Origin of the sequence: Amycolatopsis sp. NBC_00348 (assembly GCF_036114655.1) — a bacterium.
GTDB lineage: Bacteria > Actinomycetota > Actinomycetes > Mycobacteriales > Pseudonocardiaceae > Amycolatopsis.
The window spans coordinates 4,208,784-4,229,895 of record NZ_CP107994.1; the positions used below are offsets into that span (position 1 = coordinate 4,208,784).

Consider the following 21,112-nt stretch of genomic DNA (forward strand, 5'->3'; position numbering starts at 1 on the left):
TGCTTCTCCTCGCTCGACCCGGTTCCCGGGTGGTGGTCGAAAAGCTACGGAGCGAGCCGGCCCGCGTCGTGGACCTGAGGTTCGAATGCGGGTGGAGACGCTTCTCCACCCGGACTGCACCCGCGCTCCCAAGACCCGGGGCCGTGTTCTTCGTAAGATCTCCCCGACGGGATCGGAAGTGGAGGCACAGGTGCGCGCGGAGAACGGAAGACTCGGGCTCGTGCGCGCCGTTGACGAGCCAGGCCCGGCCACGCGCCTGGGCACGTTCGGCGACCAGCTGGTGCGGCCGTTCCTGCTGCTGTTCGCGATCGGGGGAACCGTCGTGTGGTGGCGGGCGGTCCTGTGGCCCGGCGTCGCGCTGCCGGTGTTCGTCGTGGCCGGTGCGTCGGCGATCGTGGCCTTGTTCCCGTTGCGGCGGCTCCCCCTCGGGTGGCTCGTCACCCTCCTGTCGGTGGCGATGCTCTCGGGCTCGGTGCTGGTGCCGCTGACCGAGCAGACGACGAGCGGGCCCTTCTTCGCTTACCTCGCCGCCGGCGCGGCGGGCAGCAGGCTGGCTTCCCGCAAGGCCGCGGCCGGGATCGCCGTGACCGGTGCCGTGCTCGCGGCGGTGCTGACCGCCGTGATCGCGGCGCTGGACCCGGACGCCGGTCCGTGGCCGTGGTGGCTCGCCCTCACCGTCGCGCTGCCGGTGTACATCGGCATCGCGCAACGAGAACGCAACGCGGCACTCGCCCTCGTCGAGCGCGGCCGCATCGCCCGCGAGATCCACGACGTGCTCGGGCACTCGCTGTCCGGGATCGCGCTGCAGCTGGACATGTCCGACGCGCTGAGGGAAAGCGGCCGCGCCGAACAGGCCGACGCGGCCGTGCGCAAAGCTCGCGCGCTCGCCGTCGGCAGCATGGCCGAGACGCGGCGCGCGGTGCACGCCCTGCGGCAGGGCGCGTTGCCGCTCGGGGAATCCCTGCGGGCGCTGGCCGCGGACGTGACGATTTCGGGCTCGGCTCGGCACATCGGCGCGGAAGTGGCACACACCGTGCTGCGAACCGCGCAGGAAGCCGTGACGAACGCGGCGAAGCACGCACCGGGCGCGGCGGTGTCCGTGCGGCTGGCGTGCCGCGCGGACGTCGTGCGACTGACCGTCCACAATGGACCTGCCGCCGAGCAGCGCGGCGACCTCGCCACCGGCACCGGCCTGGGGCTGGTGGGCATGCGCGAACGCGCCGCGCTGCACGGCGGAACCCTCGAAGCCGGGCCGGACGGCGCCGGCTGGACCGTGGAACTGGAGCTGCCCCGATGAATGCCGCACCGATCACCCTCGTCGTGGCCGACGACCAGACCACCGTGCGGGAAGCACTCGTGGTGATGCTCGACCTGGCGCCCGACGTGAGCGTGGTCGCGGGCGTGGCCGACGGCGAGGCGGCGGTGCGAGCGGTCGAGCGGCACCGGCCGGACGTCGCGCTGATGGACCTCAAGATGCCCGTTCTCGGCGGGGTCGAGGCCACCGAACGCATCCACGCGGCCGGGACCGGCACCGCCGTGCTCGTGCTGACCACGTTCGACGACGACGAGTCCATCCTGGCCGCGCTGCAGGCCGGCGCCAGCGGTTACCTGACCAAGGACGCCGACCGCGCGACGATCCTCAACGCCGTGCGCACCGCGGCGCAGGGCCAGACGGTGCTGGCTCCCGAGGTCCAGCGCCGCCTGCTGGCCCTGGCGACGCGCTCGCCGCGGCGCCCGCGTGACGATTTCGGCCTCACCGCACGGGAACGCGAGATCCTCGGCCTGATCGGGGAAGGCCTGCGAAACCCGCAGATCGCCGCCAAGCTGGTGATCTCCGAGGCGACGGTCAAGACGCACATCAACAACCTGTTCGCGAAAGCCGGGTTTCGCGACCGCGCCGACGCCGTGCGCTACGCGCTGAGCCCGGGTCGGTAGCCGGTTCTCTAGACTGCCCGTCATGCTGCGGACCTGGCTCGGCGACAGGTTGCGGAGGCTGAGGGACGGATGGCGTGTCTACAACGCCGAGGCGTGGGACCCGTGGCTGACAGTGCTGGCCTTCACGCCGGTGCTGGGAAGTATGAGCGCTCAGTTCGGCGACCTGCCCAGACGGCCCGCCGACGCGTTCGCGATCGTCCTCGTGCTCGCGCAGACGGTCCCGCTCGCGGTGCGCGCCAGGCAGCCCGCGCTCTGCCTGGCGATCGTCGGAACGTCGTTCGCGGTTCACGAGACGCTCGCTTACCCGCCCGAATTCGGCACTGTGACAACGTACTTCGCGCTCTACGCGGTAGGGGCGCACCAGGAACGGTTCAGGCGCGGCATCGGCGTCGCGGCATCAGTGGTCTTCCTCGGTTTGTCGACCGCCATGCACGTGCTCGGCTCGCCCAATTCGCCGGCCGATGTCCTGATCTTCTACTTCATCTTCGTGGCGTGCTGGTTGCTCGGCGCTTTCGTGCGTCGCAGGCGCGTCGAGGAAGCCGAACGGCGCCGGCTGGCGGTGGCCTCCGCGGCCACCGCCGAACGAGCGCGCATCGCGCGAGAGCTCCACGACGTGGTCACCCACCACGTCACCGCGATAGTCGTCCAGGCCGACGCCACGCAGTTCGTCGCCGGCTCGCAGGACCGCGTCCGCACCGCACTGACCACGATCGGCCGGAGCGGGCGACGAGCCCTGACCGAGCTTCGGCACCTGCTCGACGTGCTGGAAGCGACCGGAGAGCCGGACTCCCTGTGTGCTCCAGCCGACGGGACGGTGACGAACCTCGTCAAGCAGACCCGAGCCGGTGGGCAACCGGTTTCCTTCGTCACGGAGGGAACCGAGCCCATCCTCCCGGACGACGTCCGGCTCACCGCGTTCCGAGTGGTGCAGGAAGGCCTGACCAACGTGCTCAAGTACGCCGCCGGCCGCCCGGCCGAGGTGCGGATCGGCTTCTCTCCGAACCACGTCGAGATCGAGGTGGCCAACACCGCCGCGACGGTGCCACGGCGGGCGAACGCCCGGCGGGAACCGGCGGGTGGCCGTGGCCTGGCCGGGCTGCGGGACCGGGTCGGCGCGCTCGGCGGCGAGGTGACCGCGGGCCGGCGACCGGACGGCGGATTCCGCTTGCACGCATCGATACCCGTGGACGGTGAAGCATGACCATCAGCGTTTTGATCTGCGAAGACCAGGAAATCGTCCGCACCGGCTACGCCATGGTGTTCGACGCGCAGGCGGACATGAGTGTCGTCGGTGAGGCCGCCGACGGGCCCGCCGCGGTCGAAGCGGCCGAGCGCCTGAAACCCGACGTCGTGGTCATGGACATCCAGCTGCCGCTGCTCAACGGCATCGAGGTCACCCGGCGCATCGCGGGGCCCGAGGCGACGTCATCACCGAAGGTGCTCGTGGTGACCACGTTCAACGTCGACGAGTACGTCTACGACGCGCTGCAGGCCGGGGCCAGTGGTTTCCTGCTCAAGGACTCCTCGCTCACCGAGCTCGTCAACGGCGTGCGCACCGTCGCACGGGGAGAGTCCCTGCTCTCCCCCACGGTGACCCGGACGTTGATCGGCCGCTTCGCCGACCGGATCCGGCCCGCCAAGGCGACCCCCCGGCGCTGACCCGCTCGGTCTGCTGGCCCCTCGGGAGCGCGAGGTCCTGCGCCTGATCGCCTGCGGTATGTCCAACACCGAAATCGCCGCGGAGCTGGCGATCGGCGTCGAGACCGTACGCACCTACGTGTCTCGCATCCTGGCGAAGCTCAACGTGCGCGACCGCGTCCAGGCCGTGGTGCTCGCCTACCGCGCGGGGTTCGTCACGCTCTAGGATCGCGGCCGCGCCGGCTTCGGGGCCGAACGAGCCGCCGGTGAGCCAGGTCGGGCCGGACAGCGTCGTGTGGACCACGCTGCCGAACTCGTTCGTCTTGCCGGAGACGGCCGTGCCGAATCCCGCCTCGACGAGATTCCACGCGAAGTGGATGCCGATCGGCATCCACAGCGCGCGAGTGGCGACGTACGCGGCCCCCAGCAGGATTCCGCCCTGCAGGACGATCGCGAGCGCACCCCAGAGCATCGCGCTCCAATCGGTATCCGAACCACCCGCCAGGTGCACGACGCCGAAGAGCACCGCGGACGCCGCCAAGGAAACCCAGGTGCCGAAGCGCGCCTCGACGACGCGGAACACGATGCCCCGGAACACGACCTCTTCGGTGACCGCGGTGCAGACCATGATCCCGGTGGTCGCCAGCAGTTTCCCGGGGTTCCCGGTGGCCAGCTGCCCACCGCCGGAAACGAAGACGACCAGCATCGTGGACAGGAACGCACCGGCTCCGACGACCACGCCCCACAGGAGCCGGGACCAGGCGCGATCGCGCGGGAGCTCGCCGACCGACTGCCGCCGCTCGAGGAACCGGCTCAACCGCCGGTAGCAGAACAACGTCGCCACGCCGGCGGCCACGCCGACCACGAGATCCAGCGGACCGAAGTCGCTCAGCGCCACGGTCGCTTTCTGCGCGAGCGCCATCACCACGAGCATCGCGACCAGTAGCAACGGAAAACGCCACCTGTGCGCCCATGCCGGCGCCTGACGGCCTCTTGTCGGTTCGGTTGAAGGGAAAGTCATGAAACGGCTCCCAGCTCAGATCGGTGCACCCACCACCGGGGACACGCGAGGGTTATCAAGCTGGGGAGAAAGTAGACGAAGAGCCGTACCTGCGAGTCACCCTGGCATGGACGGTGGCGAGTAACCCTCACGGGGGACATCCGAGCGTCGTTCGCCCGGCGAGCACCGGGAAAGGCGGCGCGGAAACCCGGTGCCGGAGAGCGCTCGAATCGGAGTACTTCGCCGGCACCACCCTGTCCGCCTCACTGGCCGCTGTCGTGGCACCCTGTCCTCGACAACAGGTCTACATCCTCGCCTGCCCGGCACGCTGCCACCAGGCCGGTCGGCCCCAGACGGCCTCGAGCATCGCAATCACGTCCCGCGTTTCCGCACGTCGTGTACCCGGATGACGTCGACGCCGGCCGACCACGCCGGGGCGACCAAGGCCAGCGAACCGGCCAGCCGGTTTTCGACGTCGCGGCCCGTAACCGCGCCGAGGAACGACTTGCCGCTGACGCCCAGCAGCACCGGCGCTCCCGGGCCACACAGCTCCGGCAGGCGCCGTAGCAGGCGCAGGTTGTCCTCGACGCCCTTGCCGAAGCCGGTACCCGGGTCGATCCACACCTCGGTCGAACCGCCGGACCGCGCTGACGCGGCGACGTCCAGCAGGTGAGCGCTCACCTCGGCAACAACGTCGCCGTACTCCGGCTGCACGCCCGCCCGCACCGGGACCGTCGTCGAGTGCATGCCCACGTAGCCGACACCGAGGCGCGCAGCGACCTGGTGCAGCGAGCGCCTCCGGGTACATGGTCAGCACCGAACCGATGGCGACGCGTTGCTGCTGCCCGCCCGAGAGATGATCTCGGGTGTGGCGGATCGTTTGTCGTTGCGGTTGGTGCCGGATGAGCTGTGGCCCCTGACGGAGCCGTTGATCCCCGGGTTCGAGCCGCGACCGCAGGGTGGTGGGACGGCTCCGGTGGACGCTCGTGCGGTGTTCACGGCGATTGTGTACATGCTGAGCAGCGGGTGTGCGTGGCGGGATCTGCCGCCGTCGTTCGGTGCGCCGTTCCAGACCGCGCACCGCCGCTTCGGCCAGTGGACCGAAGCCGGGCTGTGGCGACAGTTGCACCACGTGCTGCTGGACGAGCTCGGCAGCCAAGGCCTACTCGACTGGAGCCGCGCGATCCTGTCCGGCCGCTCCGGCCTGTCGCTTTCGGTCGCCATGTCCGCCGCGAACACGAACGACTCCTACGCGCTCAAACCGCTGGTGATGGCGATTCCGGCGATCCGGTCCCGCCGTGGGCCGCGACGGCGTAAGCCGGCCAAGCTGCACGCTGACAAGGCCTACGACCAGACCGACCTCGGCGCTGGGTCCGCGACCGTGGCATCAAGGTCCGGATCGCCCGTAAAGGCATCGAATCCAAGGATAAGCTCGGCAAGCACCGCTGGGTGATCGAACGAACCATGGCCTGGTTCACCGGATACCGGCGCCTGACCGTGCGCTACGAACGCAAAGCCGGCAACTTCCTCGCCTTCGGAGCCAGCCTCACTTGCTACGTGGTGGGCGGCGGTCAAGTCCCTGATGTGACGATAGAAGCAGACACCCTCCCACGCGTCGCCACTGTCGCAGGTTCGTGCCACATCATCTGGAAACATTCCGACCTTCAACGGGGCCAATCGCGCCCCGGCCGCGGACCATCTCATCGACTTGACCAGCAGAACGCCACTGAGCGTTATACCCCGCGACCACCTTGCATCATCCGATGCCGTCAAGAGCCGCCCCAGCTCGCCGATATCGGCCCCACCGGAGTCTGGCGGGGGCCGGCGATCGGCCAGCAACAACACTGGTAACGCATCTGCGTCAATACTTCAAGACATTGGCGCGTCGGTACCGCTTAACCACCAGCGTGCTCGCCGGCGTCGATCCCGTAGGGTTCGAACCCGTCCGAGCCGAACCCGTGCACAGCCGCGACGACGATCGCCACCGTGAACAACAGTCCGATGAGGACAGTGACGATCAGCAGCAACCGCCGTCGGCCAGGTGTGGATTCCGGGGCTCGGCCGAGCAGCACCGCGAGGTCCGCGGCGAGGTTACGACGGGCACCCGCGACGATCGGACGCCAGCCGTGCGCCACATCCGGTGAAGTGACGGGCAGATCCGCGGTCACGTCGGCGAGTTCGTGACGGAAGCGGATTTCCTCGATCCGCGCCAGGCGTTCCTCGACTTCGTCCATCGTCAAGCGACCTTCGCCCGCCGCCGCGTAGAGAGCGGCCCGGACCTGCTCACGTTCCGCGTCCGAGCAGCGGATCCCGTCCGTGGTGTCCGCAGGCAGCGTCGAACCGACCGGATTCTCGCTCATCGTTTCCTCCTTTGTGGCGGAACAACCCTTGTTGTGAGATTAACCGCGGAAAACCGTGCCCGGCCCGGTCGAACGTTAATGTTCGATGAGAGTTGGGCGGCCCCGGCCGGACCTCGACTACAGTCACGGTGTGTCATCAACTCCGGGCGAAGGGACGCGAGGGTGCACCTGGTGATCGTCGACGACGAAGCTGCCGTGCAGGACTCGCTGTCGCGGACGCTGCGGTTCGAGGGCTACACCGTCTCCGTCGCCGGGGACGGCGTGGCCGGGCTCGAGCTGATCCGCGCCGAGGCGCCCGACGGTGTCCTGCTCGACGTCACCATGCCGCTGCTCGGCGGCCTCGAGACCTGCCGGGTGCTACGAGCCGAGGGCAACCCGGTGCCGATCCTCATGCTGACCGCGCGCACTGCGGTCACCGACCGGGTCGCCGGCCTCGACGCCGGGGCCGACGACTACCTGGCTAAGCCGTTCGCCCTGCAGGAGCTGCTCGCCCGCGTCCGCGCGCTGCTACGCCGCACCGAGTACAACACCCCGACGCCCGCGGTCCCGTCGTCGACGGCGTTGCGGTTCACGGACGTCACCCTGGACCCGGCGACGCGGGAGGTGTTCCGCGGCGACCGGCCGGTGCACCTGACCCGCACCGAGTTCGCGATGCTCGAGACCTTCCTGCGGCACCCCCGGATCGTGCTGACCCGCACCGCGATGTTCGAGCACGTCTGGGGCTACGACTTCGGGACCGCGTCCAACGGGCTCGACGTCTACGTCAGCTACCTGCGGCGCAAGCTCGAAGCCGAAGGCGAACCCCGGTTGCTGCACACGGTGCGCGGCGTCGGTTACGTGCTGCGCGAAGAGCCACTGTGAGAAGAGCCTCTGTGAAACGGGTCCGCTGGAAGACGCTCTCCCTGCGGGCCCGCCTCGGGGTGCTCGTCGCGGCGGCGGTGGCCGTCGCCGTCGTGCTGGTGTCGGCGATCTCCTGGAGCATCACCCGGGCGGATCTCTACGACCAGTTCGACGCCCGCCTGCAGTCCTACGCCCAGCTAGCCGCGAAGACGTCGTCTCCCGCCGAAGCGCTCGCGACGCTGACCTCCACCGGCAACCACGGCCCGGACTCCGGCCACGGCGGCGGCCTGACCGTGCAGTTCCTGTCCGCCACGGGCGAGATCACCGGCACGGCGGGGGCGAAGCCCGTCATCCCGGTGCTGCCGCCCGACGCCCCGGTCGCGGCCGGGGAGCTCGACCGCACCTCCGACGTCCGCCGCATCGAAGGCGACCGGTTCCGGGTGTGGACGGCCCAGCGCGCCGGTGGCGGCGCGGTCCAGGTCGCCCAGGACTCCGAAGACGTCGAAGACACGTTGGCGCGGCTGGGGATCTGGCTGCTGGTGGTGTCCGTGGCCGGGGTGCTCGGGGCGACGCTGGTGGGCCGGGCGATCGCGCGGTCGGCGTTGCGGCCGGTCGACGACCTGACCGCGGCGGCCGAGAACGTCGCCCGGACCCAGGAGCTGTCGGCGGCCATCGACGTCGCCGCGTCCGGCGAGATCGGCCGGCTCTCGACCGCGTTCAACGCGATGCTCGGGGCGTTGAGCCGTTCCCGGGATGAGCAGCGGCGGCTGGTGGAGGACGCCGGTCACGAGCTGCGCACGCCGTTGACGAGCCTGCGCAACAACATCGAGCTGCTCATCCACGCCGAGGCGAACCCGCAGCGGCAGTTGCCGGCCGAGGATCGCTCCCGGTTGCTGGCCGATCTCGACACCCAGGCCGTGGAGCTGACCGCGTTGATCGGTGAACTGATCGAGCTGTCCACCGGGGAACGGCCGAGCGAGGCGGAGGAGCGCGTGGCGCTGGCCGACGTCGTCGGCTCGGCGGTCGAACGCGCTCGGTCGCGGTGGCCGGCGGTTTCCTTCGACGCCGAGCTGACCGGCGCCGACGTGCACGCCCGGCCTTCCGCTCTGGAGCGGGCCGTGCTGAACGTGCTCGACAACGCCGCGAAGTGGTCGCCGTCCGGTGGGACCGTCCGGGTGACGATGGCGGTGACGTCCCTCGCGGTCCGGGTTCGCGTCGATGACGAGGGCCCGGGGATCGCCGAAGCCGACCTCTCGCACGTGTTCGAGCGGTTCTACCGGGCCGACGCCGCCCGCGCGCTGCCTGGCTCGGGGCTGGGTCTGGCGATCGTCGAGCAGGTGCTGACGCAGCACGGCGGCCGTGCCGAGGCCGCGCGCGCCGACGGCGGGGGCGCCCGGTTCGATCTGGTGCTCCCCCTGGCCGCTTCTTAAGGAAACCGCGCGCGATCTTCATCGAACTCTCATGCGGGCCCAGCAGCTTTGAGGTGTGACTCCACAGTCCACGCTTTCGCCCACTCCGCTGGCGACCCTGACGCTGGTGATGGCGGCCGTCGCCCAGGCCATCATCGCCGGGCTGACCCTCGGCTTCGCCGGCCACGTCAGTCCCTGGCGCGACCCGGTCAGCGACTACGCCTGGCACTGCGGCGGCCGGCTCCTGTTCGCGGTGGCCGTCGTACTCCTGCTCGCGGCCGCCGCCGCGCTGGCGGTCGCCGCCCACCTCGCCGCGCTGCCCCGGACACCGCTCGTGAGCAGCTTGTTCCTGCTGTGGACGGCCGGGCTCCTCGTGGTCTTGCTGTTCCGCAGCAACCTCAGCACCGCGGACCCGACGGCGTCCGGGGAGATCCACCGCGCCGGCGGGGCCGTGCTGTTCGCCAGCCTCCCGCTGGCCGCGTGGACGCTGAGCACGCGGCTGCGGACCGACACCCGCTGGCTCGCCGCCGCGGCCACCCTCCGGCGCGGCGCGGTCGCGGGCGTCGTGACCGCGGCGGCGTTCGGGCTGGCGCAGCTCGTCGGCTGGCTCCCGGCCGGCCTGCTCGAACGCGTCGCGCTCCTGGCCGAGTTCCTGATCATCGCCACCATGGCGACCGCGCTGCGGCGGGCCGTCCGATGACCGCCCTCGCTGTCACCTGCGCCCTGCTCGCCGCGGTCCTCTTCGCCGCGGCGGCCACCCGGCAGCACGACGAGGTCGCGGGCCTGGCGGTCGAGGGCACACCCCGGCTGCGCACCCTGGCCCGGCTGCTGCGCTCGCGCGCGTGGTGGACCGGGACGTCACTGGCGACCGGCGGGAGCCTGCTGCACGTCGTCGCCCTGTCCCTCGCGCCGCTTCCGGTCGTCCAGCCGCTGGGCGTGTTCAGCCTCGTCCTCACGGTCGTCTTCACGCGCCGGGCCCGCGACCGCCGGGTCCTCGGTGCCGTGGTCCTGGTCCTGCTCGGCGTCGCGGGTTTCGTGGCGCTCGCGGCGTCCACCACCACGGACCCGGTGGTCAGCTGGGGAACCGCCGAGTCGGTCGCGGTGGCCGGGTTCGCGGTGGCCGTGGTCGTCTGGTTCGCCCGGGCGAGCTGTGCCGTACTGGCCGGGGCCGCGGCCGTCCTCTTCGGACTCGGCTCCGCGGTCGTGCACGCCGCCGTCACCCAGCCGCTCACGGCGGCCCTCCTGCTCGGTGCCCAGGCCCTGCTCCTGCTGGGCGCCGGCGGGGTGGTCCTGCACCGCGCCTACGCCGCCGGGCACACCGCCGTCGTCGTCGGGACCACGACCGTGCTCGACCCGCTGACCGCCGTCGCCGTGGCCGCCGTGGCCTACGGCGAAGCACCCCATCTCACCGCGGCCACCGCGGTGCTCGCGGCCGCGGCCGCTCTCGTCGCTCTCGCCGGTGTGCGTGTGCTCGCCGGTGCCCTTCCGCGGAACCCGTCACCAGTCAAGGAGATCCCCGTGCCCTCGTCCGGCCTGCGCGTCCTGATCGGCGCCGACACCTTCCCGCCCAACGTCAACGGCGCGTCGTTCTTCGCCGAGCGGCTGGCCCGGGGCCTCGCAGGGCGGGGTCATGACGTCCACGTCGTGTGCCCGTCCGCCGGCGGTCCCTCGCACACCGACGAGCGGGACGGCTACACCGTCCACCGGGTGCGGTCCCGGGCCATCCCGTTCCACACCGACTACCGGTTCTGCACACCGGGCGGCGCCCGCAAGGAAGTCGGGCCGTTGCTGGACCGGCTGCGCCCCGACGTCGTGCACGTCCAGGCCCACTTCGGCGTCGGCCGCGCGCTGCTCGATGCGGCGGCCGAACGCGAGCTGCCCGGCATGGCCACGAACCACTTCATGCCGGACAACCTGCTCGGCTACACGCCGTTCCCGCGGCGGGTCAAGGACTCGATCGCCCGCTGGGCCTGGCGGGACCTGGTGCGCGTCTACCGCGACGCGCGGATCGTGACCACCCCGACGCCGCGGGCCGCCGAGGTCCTCGCCGGGATCGGTCTCGACCGCCCGGTCCAGGTCGTCTCCTGCGGGATCGACCTCGCCCACTACGCAGCCGGCGGCCGCCGCTCGGACGGGCCGATGTCGGTTCTCTTCGTCGGGCGCCTGGACGCCGAGAAGAACATCGACCAGCTGCTGCGCGCGCTGGCTCCGCTGCCGCACGTGCGCGCGGACCTCGTCGGCGACGGCACCCGCCGCCGCGACCTCGAAACCCTCGCCGTGGACCTGGGCATCACCGACCGCGTGACCTTCCACGGCTTCGTGCCCGACGCCGAGCTCGTCCGCCGGTACGCCGAAGCCGACGTGTTCTGCATGCCCGGCACGGCCGAGCTGCAGAGCCTCGCCACGATGGAAGCGATGGCCGCCGGGCTGCCCGTCGTCGCGGCCGACGCGCTCGCCCTGCCGCACCTGGTCCACCACGGTGGCAACGGTTACCTGTTCGAGCCCGGCGCGATCACGACGATCTCGCGGTGGCTCGCCGAGCTGGCGGCCGATCCCGCGTCCCGCACGCGGATGGGCGAGGCGTCCCACGCCATCGTCGCCGGTCACGACATCGACCGTGCCCTGGACGCTTTCGAGGGCCAGTACCGGATCCTGCTCGGGCTGCCCGAAGCGGCCGTCGCAAGCGAACCGGCGGTTCCGCAGATCGCGTGATCAGGGGGCGGAGGGTAAGCGTTCGGCCAACGCCGGTTGCCGAGCGCTTACCGGCTCCGTGTGACAGTGCGGTGTCCGTGCCGCCGTGACATCGGAGAACCGCCATGCCCGAACGCAGTCCCCTGCCGGCGGGGAAGCTCTCCGACTTGGCCGATCGGGTGGCCGCCCAGCTGGGTCCGGCGATGCTGGCGGAGGACGCGCCGGAGCCCGATCCGCTGGTCGTGGCCGCGTGGCACGCGATGAACGCCTTGCAGCGCGTCGCCGAGCTCCTGCCGGGCGGACAGCTCGCGGGGGAACCCGATACCCGGCTGCGCAGCTTGAACGACCTGGCCTCCCGCGGGGAGCACATCGTCCAGGCGGCCATGGAAAGCCTCATCGCCGAGGGCCACGACGCGCCCGTCGTCGAGCGGTCCGGCCCACCGGACACCGCGAAACTCGAGACCGCCACCCTCCACCTCACCTTCACCGGGGACCAGGCGCTCTCGCTCGAGCTTGAAGGCTGCGCCCAGCCCGGTGAGCCGGTGCGCCTGGCCGGCCGAAGCACGTCTGCCCTGCGGCAGCTGGACTCCCTCGCGCGGCAGGCCGTCACCGCGGCGGTGGCCGAAATCGCCCACGTCCTGGTCTCGGCGCTGTCGGAAACCCCGCGAATGTAGTACGTGTCGCGTAGTACGCAGCGTGTACTATTCGCGCCATGGCTCGCACGCTGCGGATCCTGCTCGTCGTGGCCCTGCTGATCGTCGTGGGGCTCGGCGCTTACGTCGGTTACGCCGCGATCCGGGCGGCGCAACCGGTCACTCTGCCCGCGCCGACCGGCCCTTACCCCGTCGGCCGCACCATCACCGAGTGGACCGACCACGCCCGCCTCGACCCGCTGGCACCGCAACCCGGTTCACCACGGCGGCTGTCGGTCTGGCTCTGGTACCCCGCCGCTCCGGCGGCCGAGGCCGGAACCGCTCCGTACGCGCCCGGAGCGTGGGCGGGACTCCATCTCGACGGCGCACTGGCGTGGAGCGAGACCGGCTTCGACGACGTCCACGTCCACGCGGTCGCCGACGTCCCGGTCGCGGCCGGCCGGTTCCCCGTCGTCGTGCTGGAACCGGGTCTGGGCTTCGCCGCGCCGCAGTACACCGCGATCGCGGAGAACCTCGCCTCCCACGGGTATCTGGTCGCGGGCGTCACCCCGACCTACAGCGCGAACCTGACCGTCCTCGACGGCACCGCCGTGCCGTCCGACGAAGCGGGCAACCCTTCGGCGTTCGACACCGCCGACCTGCACGCCGGGCAGGCGCAGGTCGCGGGTGACCGGCTGGTGGACGTCTGGGCGGCCGACGCTCGCTTCGCCGCGGCGCAGGTCGCGGGACTTCAGGCTCGGGGCCGGTTCGCCGGTCACGTCGACACCGCCGCGACGGTCTACATCGGACATTCTTTCGGCGGGGCCGCAGCCCTCGAAGCCTGCCGGTCCGACCCGCACTGCGCCGGCGCCGCCGACCTGGACGGCACCCAGTACGGCGCCGTCGTCCACTCCGGACTCACCAAGCCGCTGCTGCTCATCGGCAGCCAGGACTCCTGTGTCACGGGAACCTGCGAGCCGAGCGCTCCGGGTGACCAGGCCGACCGGGACGCGGCCCGGTCGCTGGTGAACGCCGGCACCGGTCCCGTCTGGTGCTACCGGATCCGCGGGGCCGAGCACTTCGACTTCACCGACTACGGCGCCTACTACCTCGCCGCACCGGCCGGGTTCCTGCTCACGCTCGGCCCCATCGACGGCGACGTCGCGCTCGCCATCGTCAACGCCTACCTCGGCGCGTTCGTCGACCACGCCGTCCGTGGACGCCCCGCCGCGCTGCTCGCCGCACCTTCGCCGTACGCGGAGGTCGAGGTGCAGCGCACGGCCCCCTGAGCCGGTCAGCTGTGGAGCACGCCGGTGCTCAGCAGGCCCAGCAGCGCGACTCCGACGATGACCCGGTAGACGACGAACGCCGTGAAGGTGTGGCCGGCCACGAACTTCAGCAGCCACGCGATGGCCCCGTACGCCACGGCGAACGACACCACGGTCCCGACGACCAGCGGTACGACGTCGATGCTGCCGCCCAGGGCGTCCTTCAGCTCGTACAGCCCGGCGCCGGTCAACGCGGGGATCGACAGGAAGAACGACAACCGCGTCGCGGCGACCCGGTCGAGGCCGCGCAGCAGGCCCGTCGAGATCGTCGCGCCGGATCGCGAGAAGCCTGGGAAGAGCAGCGCCAGGATCTGCGACGAGCCCACGAGCATCGCGTCGGGCAGCGTGACGTCGGCTTCGGCGCGCCTGCCCGTGCCGAAGCGGTCCGCGAGCCACATGACCGCGCTGCCCCCGATCAGCGAGGCCGCGACCACCCACAACGACGCCAGCGGTCCCTTGACGAGCGACTGGAACAGCAGTCCGGTGACCACGATCGGAATGGTCGCGAGAATGACCCACCAGGAGAACTTGTAGTCGTGTTCCTGACGGGCCTCGGCGTTGACGAGCCCGCGGCCCCACGCGCCGGCGAACCGGGCGATGTCGCGGAAGAAGTAGACGAGCACGGCGGCGATCGCGCCGACCTGGATCACCGCCGTGAAGCCGACGACAGACTGGTCGTCGACCGGAATGCCGAGCAGTCCTTCCGCGATCTTCAGGTGGCCCGTGGACGACACGGGCAGGAATTCGGTCAGCCCTTCCACGACGCCGAGGATCACGGACTGGCCGATGTCGATCACGCTCAAGGAGTTGTTCTTTCTGAGGAGGGCGGACACCCGGGTCGTGGGGGGTCGGTCCGGATGTCCGCCCGGTCTGGTGCACGATCCGCAAAGGATCGCACGGGAAGCAGAGTGCCGGGCCTCAGCCTCGCCCGAGTTCGTGGTGGTCGAGCCCTTCGTCGCCGAATCCGTGCACCGCGGCCAGGACGAGCGCTGTGAAGATCAGCGCCACCGCGACCGCGGCGACGAACACCGCCCAGCGACGTCGCCGGCTCACGGCCACCTGTCCTCGGCCGACGAGCGCCGTCGCGTCCGCGCTCAGCTGCCGTCGTGCGGTGGCCAGGATGGGCAGCCACCCGGCGGCCGCACCTGGCGGCCTTTCCGATCGAGGGAGGTCGGCGGCGACCGCGTCCAGCTCGTGCCGGAACCGCGCCGCGGCGACGAGCGCCAGGCGGTCGTCCAGCTCCTCGACCGTGATGCGCCCTTCCCCGGCGGCCTGGGCCAGCCGCGACCGGGTCTGTTCGCGTTCTCCGTCCGAGCAGCGGATCGCCCCGGGTGGGGCGCCCTCGCCCACTGAGACGGGATCAGCCATCGCACGTCCTCGAGCTGGTGGTCCGGATTCGTTGCCTCACGCTATAAGGGCGGAAGTTTCCGGCGCGCTAGGGAAAGGTTAACGTCCGGCAAGAACAGTCACGTCCCCCGCGGAACCGGCTGCTCCAAGCGGTAGCCATAGCCCCGCACGGTGGTGATGACGGGCAGCGCGCCGGAGTCCGCCGCGGCGGCGGCCAGCTTGCGCCGGAGGGCGACGATGTGCACGTCCAGCGTCTTCGTCGAGCCGTGCCAGTGCGTGTCCCACACGTCCGCCATCAAGGTGTCCCGGCTGATCGCCGCACCGGGCTCCTGTGCCAGCCGCAGAAGCAGGTCGAACTCCTTGGGGCGCAGGGAAACCTCGTCGCCCGCCAGTACCACGCGGCGGGCGGCGACCTGGACCACCAGCTCCCCCACCCGCAGCGGCATCGCGTTGGACGAATATCCTCGGCGCAGGTGCGCGTGCAGCCGCGCCAGCAGCTCCCGTAGCCGGATCGGCTTGGTCAGGTAGTCGTCGGCGCCGACCTCCAGCCCCACGACGACGTCCATCTCCTGCGTGCGGGCCGTGATCATGATGATCAGCGCGTTCGGCGTGATCACCCGCGCGCGCCGGCACACCTCGATCCCGTCGAGGTCCGGTAACCCCAGATCGAGCAGGACGACGTTGTACTCGTCGAGCTTCATCCGGCGCAGCGCGTCGCCCCCGGTGTGGGACCACATCACGTCGTAATCGTGCATCCGCAGGGCCGACTCGAGCAGGCTGCCGATGGTTTCGTCGTCTTCTACGAGCAGAACCGCGGCCATGGGGAAATGTTACCGGAATTCCGGGGGACCGATCTCCGGCCGGATAATTTACCTCGTTGAGGTGAACGCTAACCGTGGGCTAACCTTTTCCCTCGCCGAAACTTCGCGATCAGCGGATTGTCACGGCAGACTTGCGTCATGCGCAGACGGATCATTCTGCTCGCCGTCGCCGCCGCGCTCCTGGCGACCAGCCTTTTCGGGATCCCCCTCGCGGTCGGTGTCGCGAGCTACTTCACCCAGGACGAGCGCACCGAACTCGAGCGCACCGCCGACGCCGCGGCCCTGTCGATCGCCGACGACGTGCTCACGCACCGGAGCCTGCCGGAGTCCCCGGGGTCCGAAGAGGACACCACCGGGCTCTACAGCCCGGCGGGTGTCCTCCTGACGGGCAGCGGCCCGGCGCAGGCCGATCCCGTCGTGTCACGCGCTCGCGGCGGCGCGGTGGCCACCGGCGAGGTCGGCTCGGAACTCGTCGTCGCCGTGCCGATCCTGCAGGACGACCGGCTGAGCGGCATCGTGCGCGCGTCGACGCCCCGCACCGACGGCTACCAGAAGATCGCGCTCTCCTGGCTCGCCATGGCCGGGCTGGCGGCCGCCGCGGTCGCCCTGACGTGGCTGCTCGCCGCGCGGCTGGCGGCACGGGTCGCCGGCCCGCTCGAGCAGCTGTCCGCGGCCGCCGGGCGGCTCGGGGACGGCGACTTCGGCGTCCGCGCCCCGATCAGCGGCATCGGCGAGATCGACCAGCTGGGCGGCACCCTGGACGGGGCGGCGGCGCGGATCGCCGACGCCTTGGACCGCCAGCGCGCCCTCGCGGCCGACGCGTCGCACCAGCTGCGCACCCCGCTGGCCGGCCTGCGTCTGCAGCTGGAGTCGGCCCTCGACCCGCCAGGACAGGACCTCGAAGCGGCGGTCGTGGCGGCGATCGCAACAGCGGACCGGCTGGAGACGACGATCGACGACCTGGTCACCCTCGCCGTCCGCCCGCCGGAGGACCGCGGGGTGATCGAGCCGGACGTGCTGCTGCGCGACGTCGTGGCCGGCTGGCGGAACCTGCTCGCCACCCAGGGACGGCAGCTGGTCATCTCCCCCGACGCCGACGGGCGTCCGAGAGCCGCCGAGGCGGCGGTGCGGCAGATCGTCGGCGTCCTGCTCGACAACGCCGTCATCCACGGCGCGGGGATGGTGACGATCACGACCCGCGACAGCGCCGACGCGTTCGCGATCGACGTCGCCGACGAGGGTCGTGGCACGAGCGACGGCCCGGACCTGTTCACCCGGGGCCACAGCGGCGCCGGGGGGACCGGAATCGGCTTGGCGCTGGCCCGGGACCTCGCCGAGGCCGAGGGCGGCCGGTTGTGGCTCAGCCGGCCCGCCCCGATGACGTTCACCCTGTTGCTGCCCCCGGCGCCCGCAGCGCACCGGAGCGCGCCGTGATCGCGAAGAAGTCACGCTGGTCGGCGGACAGGTAGCGATCCGGCGCCGTGGGCATGCTCGGGACCAGCGTCCGGGGCGCCGAACCCGCGACGTCGGGGCGGAACAGGTTGCAGCTCACCATCCCGCCGTGGATGTCCAGCTCCATCCCGCGGACGACGCCCGCCGCCGTCAGCGCGCTCGCCATGGCGGTCAGGGTGAGCTGGTTGCCGGCCACGTAGACGAGCCGGCCCTGCGCGTCGACCCCGACGCCCGAACGCCAGGTGAACTGGAACTGGTTGCGTGCGCTCCCCCACTGCCCCGCCGGGTTCCCCGACAGCCCGGGGACCGGCTTGCCGCCGTCGACGATCAGCTCGAGGTTCTGGCGCACCGCGGCGACCTGCGGCGTCATCTGGGCGTCGCGGCCCCACAGCGCGACGGTCGCCACGCCGGACCGGTCGACGACCAGGGAGGCCATCCCGTTCTTCAGGGGCTTCCCGTACTGGCCGTCGGCGTAGAAGCCGCCGTCGGTGTCGCGGAACTTGAAGCCGGAGTTGAACGTCGCGAGCAGCGACGGGCGGAGCGCGTTCGGCACCTGCGCCTGCTCGGGCCAGCTGCCGCCCGGCTCCTTCGTGCCCGCGATCAGGTGGGTGCCGGTCCACTTCTGGTCGAAGGCGACGATCGCGGCCACCACGCTCGTGTGATCGGGGTCCGGGCGGAGGAACGTCGTGTAGTCGGCCGCCTGACCACCGGCCATCCGGGCTCCGGGGATCCACACGCCTTCACCAGGCAGGGCACCCGGATGAGTCGTCAGCGCCGCAGGGGCGTTCGCCTGATCCCCGGCCGGCGCCGGGACCGGCACGGGCAGGGCGTCGGTGCTCGGCGCGCTGTTCGCCGGGGGATGTCCGGTGTAGTACCAGTTCTCGAGCGCGTTCACGACCGGGCCGGCGCCCATCTGCCGCGCCCAGTCCGCGCTCCGGGCGGTGAAGGTGGCCGCTCCGGGTGCGGTGAGCGCCTGAACGTAGGTGACGCCCGGGTAGATGATCAAAACCAGGAACACGACGAGCAACCGCCGCAGTCGTTTTTTACGGCGTTTCACCGGCGGACGAGGAAGATTCGGAGTTCCGGTTCGGCTCGCTGCGTCGACCATATTTCACGGTAACGACGCCCGGGTTCGCCCCAGTGCAGCGAAGTGCTGATGAATGGCTAAGAGCCGCTGACCTCGTCGCGCTGTTTGCGGTTCCGGAGGAGTTCGAGGCCGAGCGGAATGAGCGACACGATCACGACGAGCGCGATGATCGGCAGCAGGTACTGGTCGATCCCGGGGATGCTGGACCCGAGGACGTAGCCGGCCAGCGTGATGCCGATCGACCAGAGCAGGCCGCCGAGGACCTGCCACACCGCGAAGGTGCGGGCGGGAACGGCGAGGATACCGGCGAGCGGATTCAGGACGGTGCGGACCACCGGGATGAACCGCGCGAGGACGATGGCCTTGGCGTGGCCGTAGCGGCCGAAGAGTTCTTCGGCCCTGGTCAATCCCCGATGCAGGTGCTGGTTGCGGGTCCGGGCCAGCAGGGCACGGCCGCCGCGCCGCCCGATGAGGAATCCGGTCTGCGCGCCCAGGAGCGCGCCCGCGACGGACGCGATCAGCACGAGGGGCAGCGAAAGGTGCACGGCGGCCGTCGCACTGGTCGTGCAGAACAGGCCCGCGGTGAAGAGCAGGGAGTCGCCGGGCAGGAAGAACCCGATCAGCAGGCCGGTTTCGGCGAACAGGACGAGGAACACCCCGGCCGCGCCGAGGCTCGACAACCAGGATGTCGCGCTCAACGGGTTCATCGGTCGGACCGCCTTCCATCTTCGACACGTACGTAGTATTTCTACACCCATGTCGTATTACGCGGCCACCAGTCCACCTCCGCTCAGGGCGCGGTCGCGTCACCACTCAGGGCGCGTTCCCACAGCCGGGCACGGTGCTTGTCCAGCAGACGACGGCCGATCAGGTAGACCCCGCCCAGCACGGCGAGCGCGGCCGATTCCCACAGCACCCCACCGAGGACGGCGGTGATGAACACCTCGGAGCCGCTCAACGGCGGGGCGACCTGCCGCCCCACTTGATCCGTCCACACCTGGAAGTGTTCCGGGAACACCGGACCGACGGCCACCTGCACGACACCACGCCGGGACCGCCCGTCCGGCGCGCTCCAGATCGCCATGACCGACGCCACGTCGGCGACACCCGTCGCCCGACCGGCGGGCACGGGGATGTCAGGCCGGAGACTCGCGCTCACCACGTGGCGCGCACGGGCGTCGGCGGCCGCCGACGCCGCGAGCCTGCCGTAGTCGGCCACGGAGAGCACGCCGACGACCGCGACCGACCCGGCCGCCAGCAGTCCCAGCAGGGCGATGACCCACGCCTCCAGCCGGTCCGGCATCCGGCCGGACCGGGAGACCATCGGCTTCAGCAGCCGCAGGCGCCTCGGCACCCCGCTCGATCCCCGCACAACCCTCATGAATTCAGCGTGCGCCCCCGGCCAGAGCCGGGGCACGGCCGTTAACCGGGCCTTTGCCCGGCGCCGGCAGATGCTTACCCGGCGCCGGGCTGCGAGCAGCGACGTCGAAGCATGATGTCCGCTTTGTCCGTTCCTAATGTTTGGCTAACACTTGGTCGGCGACTTGGATTTCAGGTCGCGCGGCCACGTCCGCCCACGGCGGATCGGGTCGTCCGGGCCGGCGGACTGTCCTTTCCGTCGGGGCACACCTCCGACGCCGCCCTGGCCGCGGGCCTGATCGCCTGGCTCGTCGTACGCCGGTTCACCGGCCGCGTCACTGCGCGGGTGGTGTGGCCGATCGCCGCCGCGTATGCCCTGCTGATCGCGTGGACCCGCGTCTACCTCGGCGTCCACTGGCCTACCGATGTCTTGGGCAGCTTGGCGTTCGTCACGACCTGGCTGTCCGGCGCGCTCGTCCTGCAACGCCTCGACGAGCGTGAGACGAGTCATCGGGCCTGATTCAGGGCTTTCCCACCGCCGCGCCTGCTTTCGCCCACGTGGCGCGCAGGTCCGTCAGATAGGTCTGCACCTGCGCGCCGGGCTTCGTGCCGCGCGCGAATGCTTTCATATTGCCCGGTCCGGCGTTGTAGCCCAGCGCGAGCAGTTCGTCGGTCGTGTACTGGCCGCTGTGTTTCGCGGGCAGCTGAGCGGCCAGGTCGTGTAGATACCAGGCTTCGGCCTGAATGGCGAGGTCCGGGTCGTCGGGTAGTTCCTGCCAGTCGCGGCCGGCGAACGGCCGGCCGCGGCGGGTCTGCTCGTACGTCGCGCGGTGCATGTTCGCCACCCCGAACGCGGCGTCCGGCTTGAGGTTCTGCCAGGCGCGCTCGAGCTGCGGATCGTGCGGCTTGTAGTTCTCGTTGTAGAGGATGGCCAGCACCAGCTGCGGGTCGACGCCGGCTTCGCGGGCGCGCGCGATGACCTGCGGCGCGAACTTCGCCGGATCGGGGTTCACCGCGGCGTCCTGGGCCGATGTGTTCGTGACGGGCGCAACCGGGGTGGCCGACGTCGCGGGAGCGCTGGACCCGGGAGCTGCGGAGCAGCCCGCCAGCGCCAGCGCGCAAACGGCCGCGAGCACACGATACGGCCGCATGAGTCCTGCCTTCGTCGGGTGAACGCCACTGTACGGCGTGCGGCCGGTCGAGCGCGTCGGCT

Annotated in this window: 20 protein-coding genes and 3 pseudogenes; 13 read left to right on the forward strand and 10 right to left on the reverse strand. The window is 71.2% G+C overall.

The features are described from left to right. Window positions 1–220: 220 nt before the first annotated feature. From OHS58_RS18250 to OHS58_RS18265, 4 genes and pseudogenes are all read left to right on the forward strand, one after another. Window positions 221–1,297 (forward strand): sensor histidine kinase, encoded by a 1,077-nt coding sequence (locus tag OHS58_RS18250; protein WP_328649140.1) that lies wholly within the window; start codon window positions 221–223, stop codon window positions 1,295–1,297. Continuing rightward, window positions 1,294–1,935, forward strand: coding sequence for a response regulator transcription factor (locus OHS58_RS18255; protein ID WP_328649141.1), 642 nt, complete (start codon window positions 1,294–1,296; stop codon window positions 1,933–1,935). The genes OHS58_RS18250 and OHS58_RS18255 overlap by 4 nt, the downstream gene beginning before the upstream one ends. Before the next feature lie 22 nt (window positions 1,936–1,957). Beyond that, window positions 1,958–3,136 carry a sensor histidine kinase gene (locus tag OHS58_RS18260; RefSeq protein ID WP_328649142.1) on the forward strand — a complete coding sequence of 393 codons (1,179 nt, stop codon included), beginning with the start codon at window positions 1,958–1,960 and terminating at the stop codon, window positions 3,134–3,136. After that, a pseudogene (locus tag OHS58_RS18265) lies at window positions 3,133–3,799 on the forward strand (response regulator). The gene OHS58_RS18260 and the pseudogene OHS58_RS18265 overlap by 4 nt, the downstream one beginning before the upstream one ends. 141 nt (window positions 3,800–3,940) lie before the next feature. Here OHS58_RS18265 and OHS58_RS18275 read toward each other — a convergent pair. Both OHS58_RS18275 and OHS58_RS18280 read right to left on the reverse strand, forming a co-directional pair. Then, window positions 3,941–4,594 (reverse strand): annotated as a pseudogene (locus OHS58_RS18275) (lysostaphin resistance A-like protein); the annotation flags it as partial. Window positions 4,595–4,945: 351 nt separating this feature from the next. After that, window positions 4,946–5,320 (reverse strand): dihydropteroate synthase, encoded by a 375-nt coding sequence (locus OHS58_RS18280; protein ID WP_328649144.1) that lies wholly within the window; start codon window positions 5,318–5,320, stop codon window positions 4,946–4,948. Window positions 5,321–5,441: 121 nt separating this feature from the next. Here OHS58_RS18280 and OHS58_RS18285 point away from each other — a divergent pair. Then, window positions 5,442–6,130 (forward strand): annotated as a pseudogene (locus OHS58_RS18285) (transposase); the annotation flags it as partial. Between the two features lie 338 nt (window positions 6,131–6,468). Here the strand turns inward: OHS58_RS18285 and OHS58_RS18290 are convergent. Continuing rightward, window positions 6,469–6,933: a DUF1707 SHOCT-like domain-containing protein gene (locus OHS58_RS18290; protein WP_328649145.1), complete on the reverse strand. Its 465-nt coding sequence runs from the start codon at window positions 6,931–6,933 to the stop codon at window positions 6,469–6,471. A 162-nt stretch (window positions 6,934–7,095) separates the two neighbouring features. Here OHS58_RS18290 and OHS58_RS18295 point away from each other — a divergent pair, with 162 nt between their 5' ends. From OHS58_RS18295 to OHS58_RS18320, 6 genes are all read left to right on the forward strand, one after another. Further along, the gene (locus OHS58_RS18295) at window positions 7,096–7,794 is read left to right on the forward strand and encodes a response regulator transcription factor (protein ID WP_328649146.1); all 699 of its coding nucleotides are present in this window, start codon (window positions 7,096–7,098) and stop codon (window positions 7,792–7,794) included. A gap of 11 nt (window positions 7,795–7,805) precedes the next feature. After that, a complete protein-coding gene (locus OHS58_RS18300; RefSeq protein WP_328649147.1) occupies window positions 7,806–9,203 on the forward strand; it encodes a HAMP domain-containing sensor histidine kinase in 1,398 nt (465 codons plus the stop codon). A 55-nt stretch (window positions 9,204–9,258) separates the two neighbouring features. After that, complete coding sequence (locus OHS58_RS18305; protein ID WP_328649148.1) at window positions 9,259–9,882, forward strand: DUF998 domain-containing protein; 624 nt, start codon at window positions 9,259–9,261, stop codon at window positions 9,880–9,882. Further along, window positions 9,879–11,894, forward strand: coding sequence for a glycosyltransferase family 4 protein (locus OHS58_RS18310; RefSeq protein WP_328649149.1), 2,016 nt, complete (start codon window positions 9,879–9,881; stop codon window positions 11,892–11,894). The genes OHS58_RS18305 and OHS58_RS18310 overlap by 4 nt, the downstream gene beginning before the upstream one ends. A 104-nt stretch (window positions 11,895–11,998) precedes the next feature. After that, complete coding sequence (locus tag OHS58_RS18315) at window positions 11,999–12,547, forward strand: hypothetical protein (RefSeq protein WP_328649150.1); 549 nt, start codon at window positions 11,999–12,001, stop codon at window positions 12,545–12,547. Window positions 12,548–12,585: 38 nt separating this feature from the next. Further along, window positions 12,586–13,794 carry an alpha/beta hydrolase gene (locus OHS58_RS18320; RefSeq protein WP_328649151.1) on the forward strand — a complete coding sequence of 403 codons (1,209 nt, stop codon included), beginning with the start codon at window positions 12,586–12,588 and terminating at the stop codon, window positions 13,792–13,794. A gap of 5 nt (window positions 13,795–13,799) precedes the next feature. Here OHS58_RS18320 and OHS58_RS18325 read toward each other — a convergent pair whose 3' ends face one another. From OHS58_RS18325 to OHS58_RS18335, 3 genes are all read right to left on the reverse strand, one after another. After that, window positions 13,800–14,630: an undecaprenyl-diphosphate phosphatase gene (locus OHS58_RS18325; protein WP_328649832.1), complete on the reverse strand. Its 831-nt coding sequence runs from the start codon at window positions 14,628–14,630 to the stop codon at window positions 13,800–13,802. 121 nt (window positions 14,631–14,751) lie between these two features. Continuing rightward, window positions 14,752–15,201, reverse strand: coding sequence for a DUF1707 SHOCT-like domain-containing protein (locus tag OHS58_RS18330; RefSeq protein ID WP_328649152.1), 450 nt, complete (start codon window positions 15,199–15,201; stop codon window positions 14,752–14,754). 98 nt (window positions 15,202–15,299) lie between these two features. Further along, window positions 15,300–16,001, reverse strand: a complete 702-nt coding sequence (locus OHS58_RS18335; RefSeq protein WP_328649153.1) for a response regulator transcription factor — start codon at window positions 15,999–16,001, stop codon at window positions 15,300–15,302. A gap of 138 nt (window positions 16,002–16,139) precedes the next feature. On the opposite strand from OHS58_RS18335, the gene OHS58_RS18340 reads away from it, so the two are divergent. After that, entirely contained in the window at window positions 16,140–17,435 is a 1,296-nt protein-coding gene (locus OHS58_RS18340; RefSeq protein WP_328649154.1) for a HAMP domain-containing sensor histidine kinase, read from the forward strand. Here the strand turns inward: OHS58_RS18340 and OHS58_RS18345 are convergent. The 3 genes from OHS58_RS18345 to OHS58_RS18355 form a co-directional block, all read right to left on the reverse strand. Beyond that, window positions 17,386–18,471, reverse strand: coding sequence for a phosphodiester glycosidase family protein (locus OHS58_RS18345; protein ID WP_328649155.1), 1,086 nt, complete (start codon window positions 18,469–18,471; stop codon window positions 17,386–17,388). The two genes, OHS58_RS18340 and OHS58_RS18345, sit on opposite strands and share 50 nt — an antisense overlap. A 146-nt stretch (window positions 18,472–18,617) precedes the next feature. Beyond that, the gene (locus OHS58_RS18350) at window positions 18,618–19,247 is read right to left on the reverse strand and encodes a DedA family protein (protein ID WP_326954121.1); all 630 of its coding nucleotides are present in this window, start codon (window positions 19,245–19,247) and stop codon (window positions 18,618–18,620) included. Between the two features lie 83 nt (window positions 19,248–19,330). Next, complete coding sequence (locus OHS58_RS18355; protein WP_328649156.1) at window positions 19,331–19,921, reverse strand: Rv1733c family protein; 591 nt, start codon at window positions 19,919–19,921, stop codon at window positions 19,331–19,333. 111 nt (window positions 19,922–20,032) lie between these two features. Here OHS58_RS18355 and OHS58_RS18360 point away from each other — a divergent pair, with 111 nt between their 5' ends. Next, window positions 20,033–20,419, forward strand: a complete 387-nt coding sequence (locus OHS58_RS18360; RefSeq protein ID WP_328649157.1) for a phosphatase PAP2 family protein — start codon at window positions 20,033–20,035, stop codon at window positions 20,417–20,419. A 1-nt stretch (window position 20,420) separates the two neighbouring features. On the opposite strand, the gene OHS58_RS18365 is transcribed toward OHS58_RS18360, so the two are convergent. Beyond that, window positions 20,421–21,050, reverse strand: coding sequence for a transglycosylase SLT domain-containing protein (locus OHS58_RS18365; RefSeq protein WP_328649158.1), 630 nt, complete (start codon window positions 21,048–21,050; stop codon window positions 20,421–20,423). Window positions 21,051–21,112 lie beyond the last annotated feature (62 nt).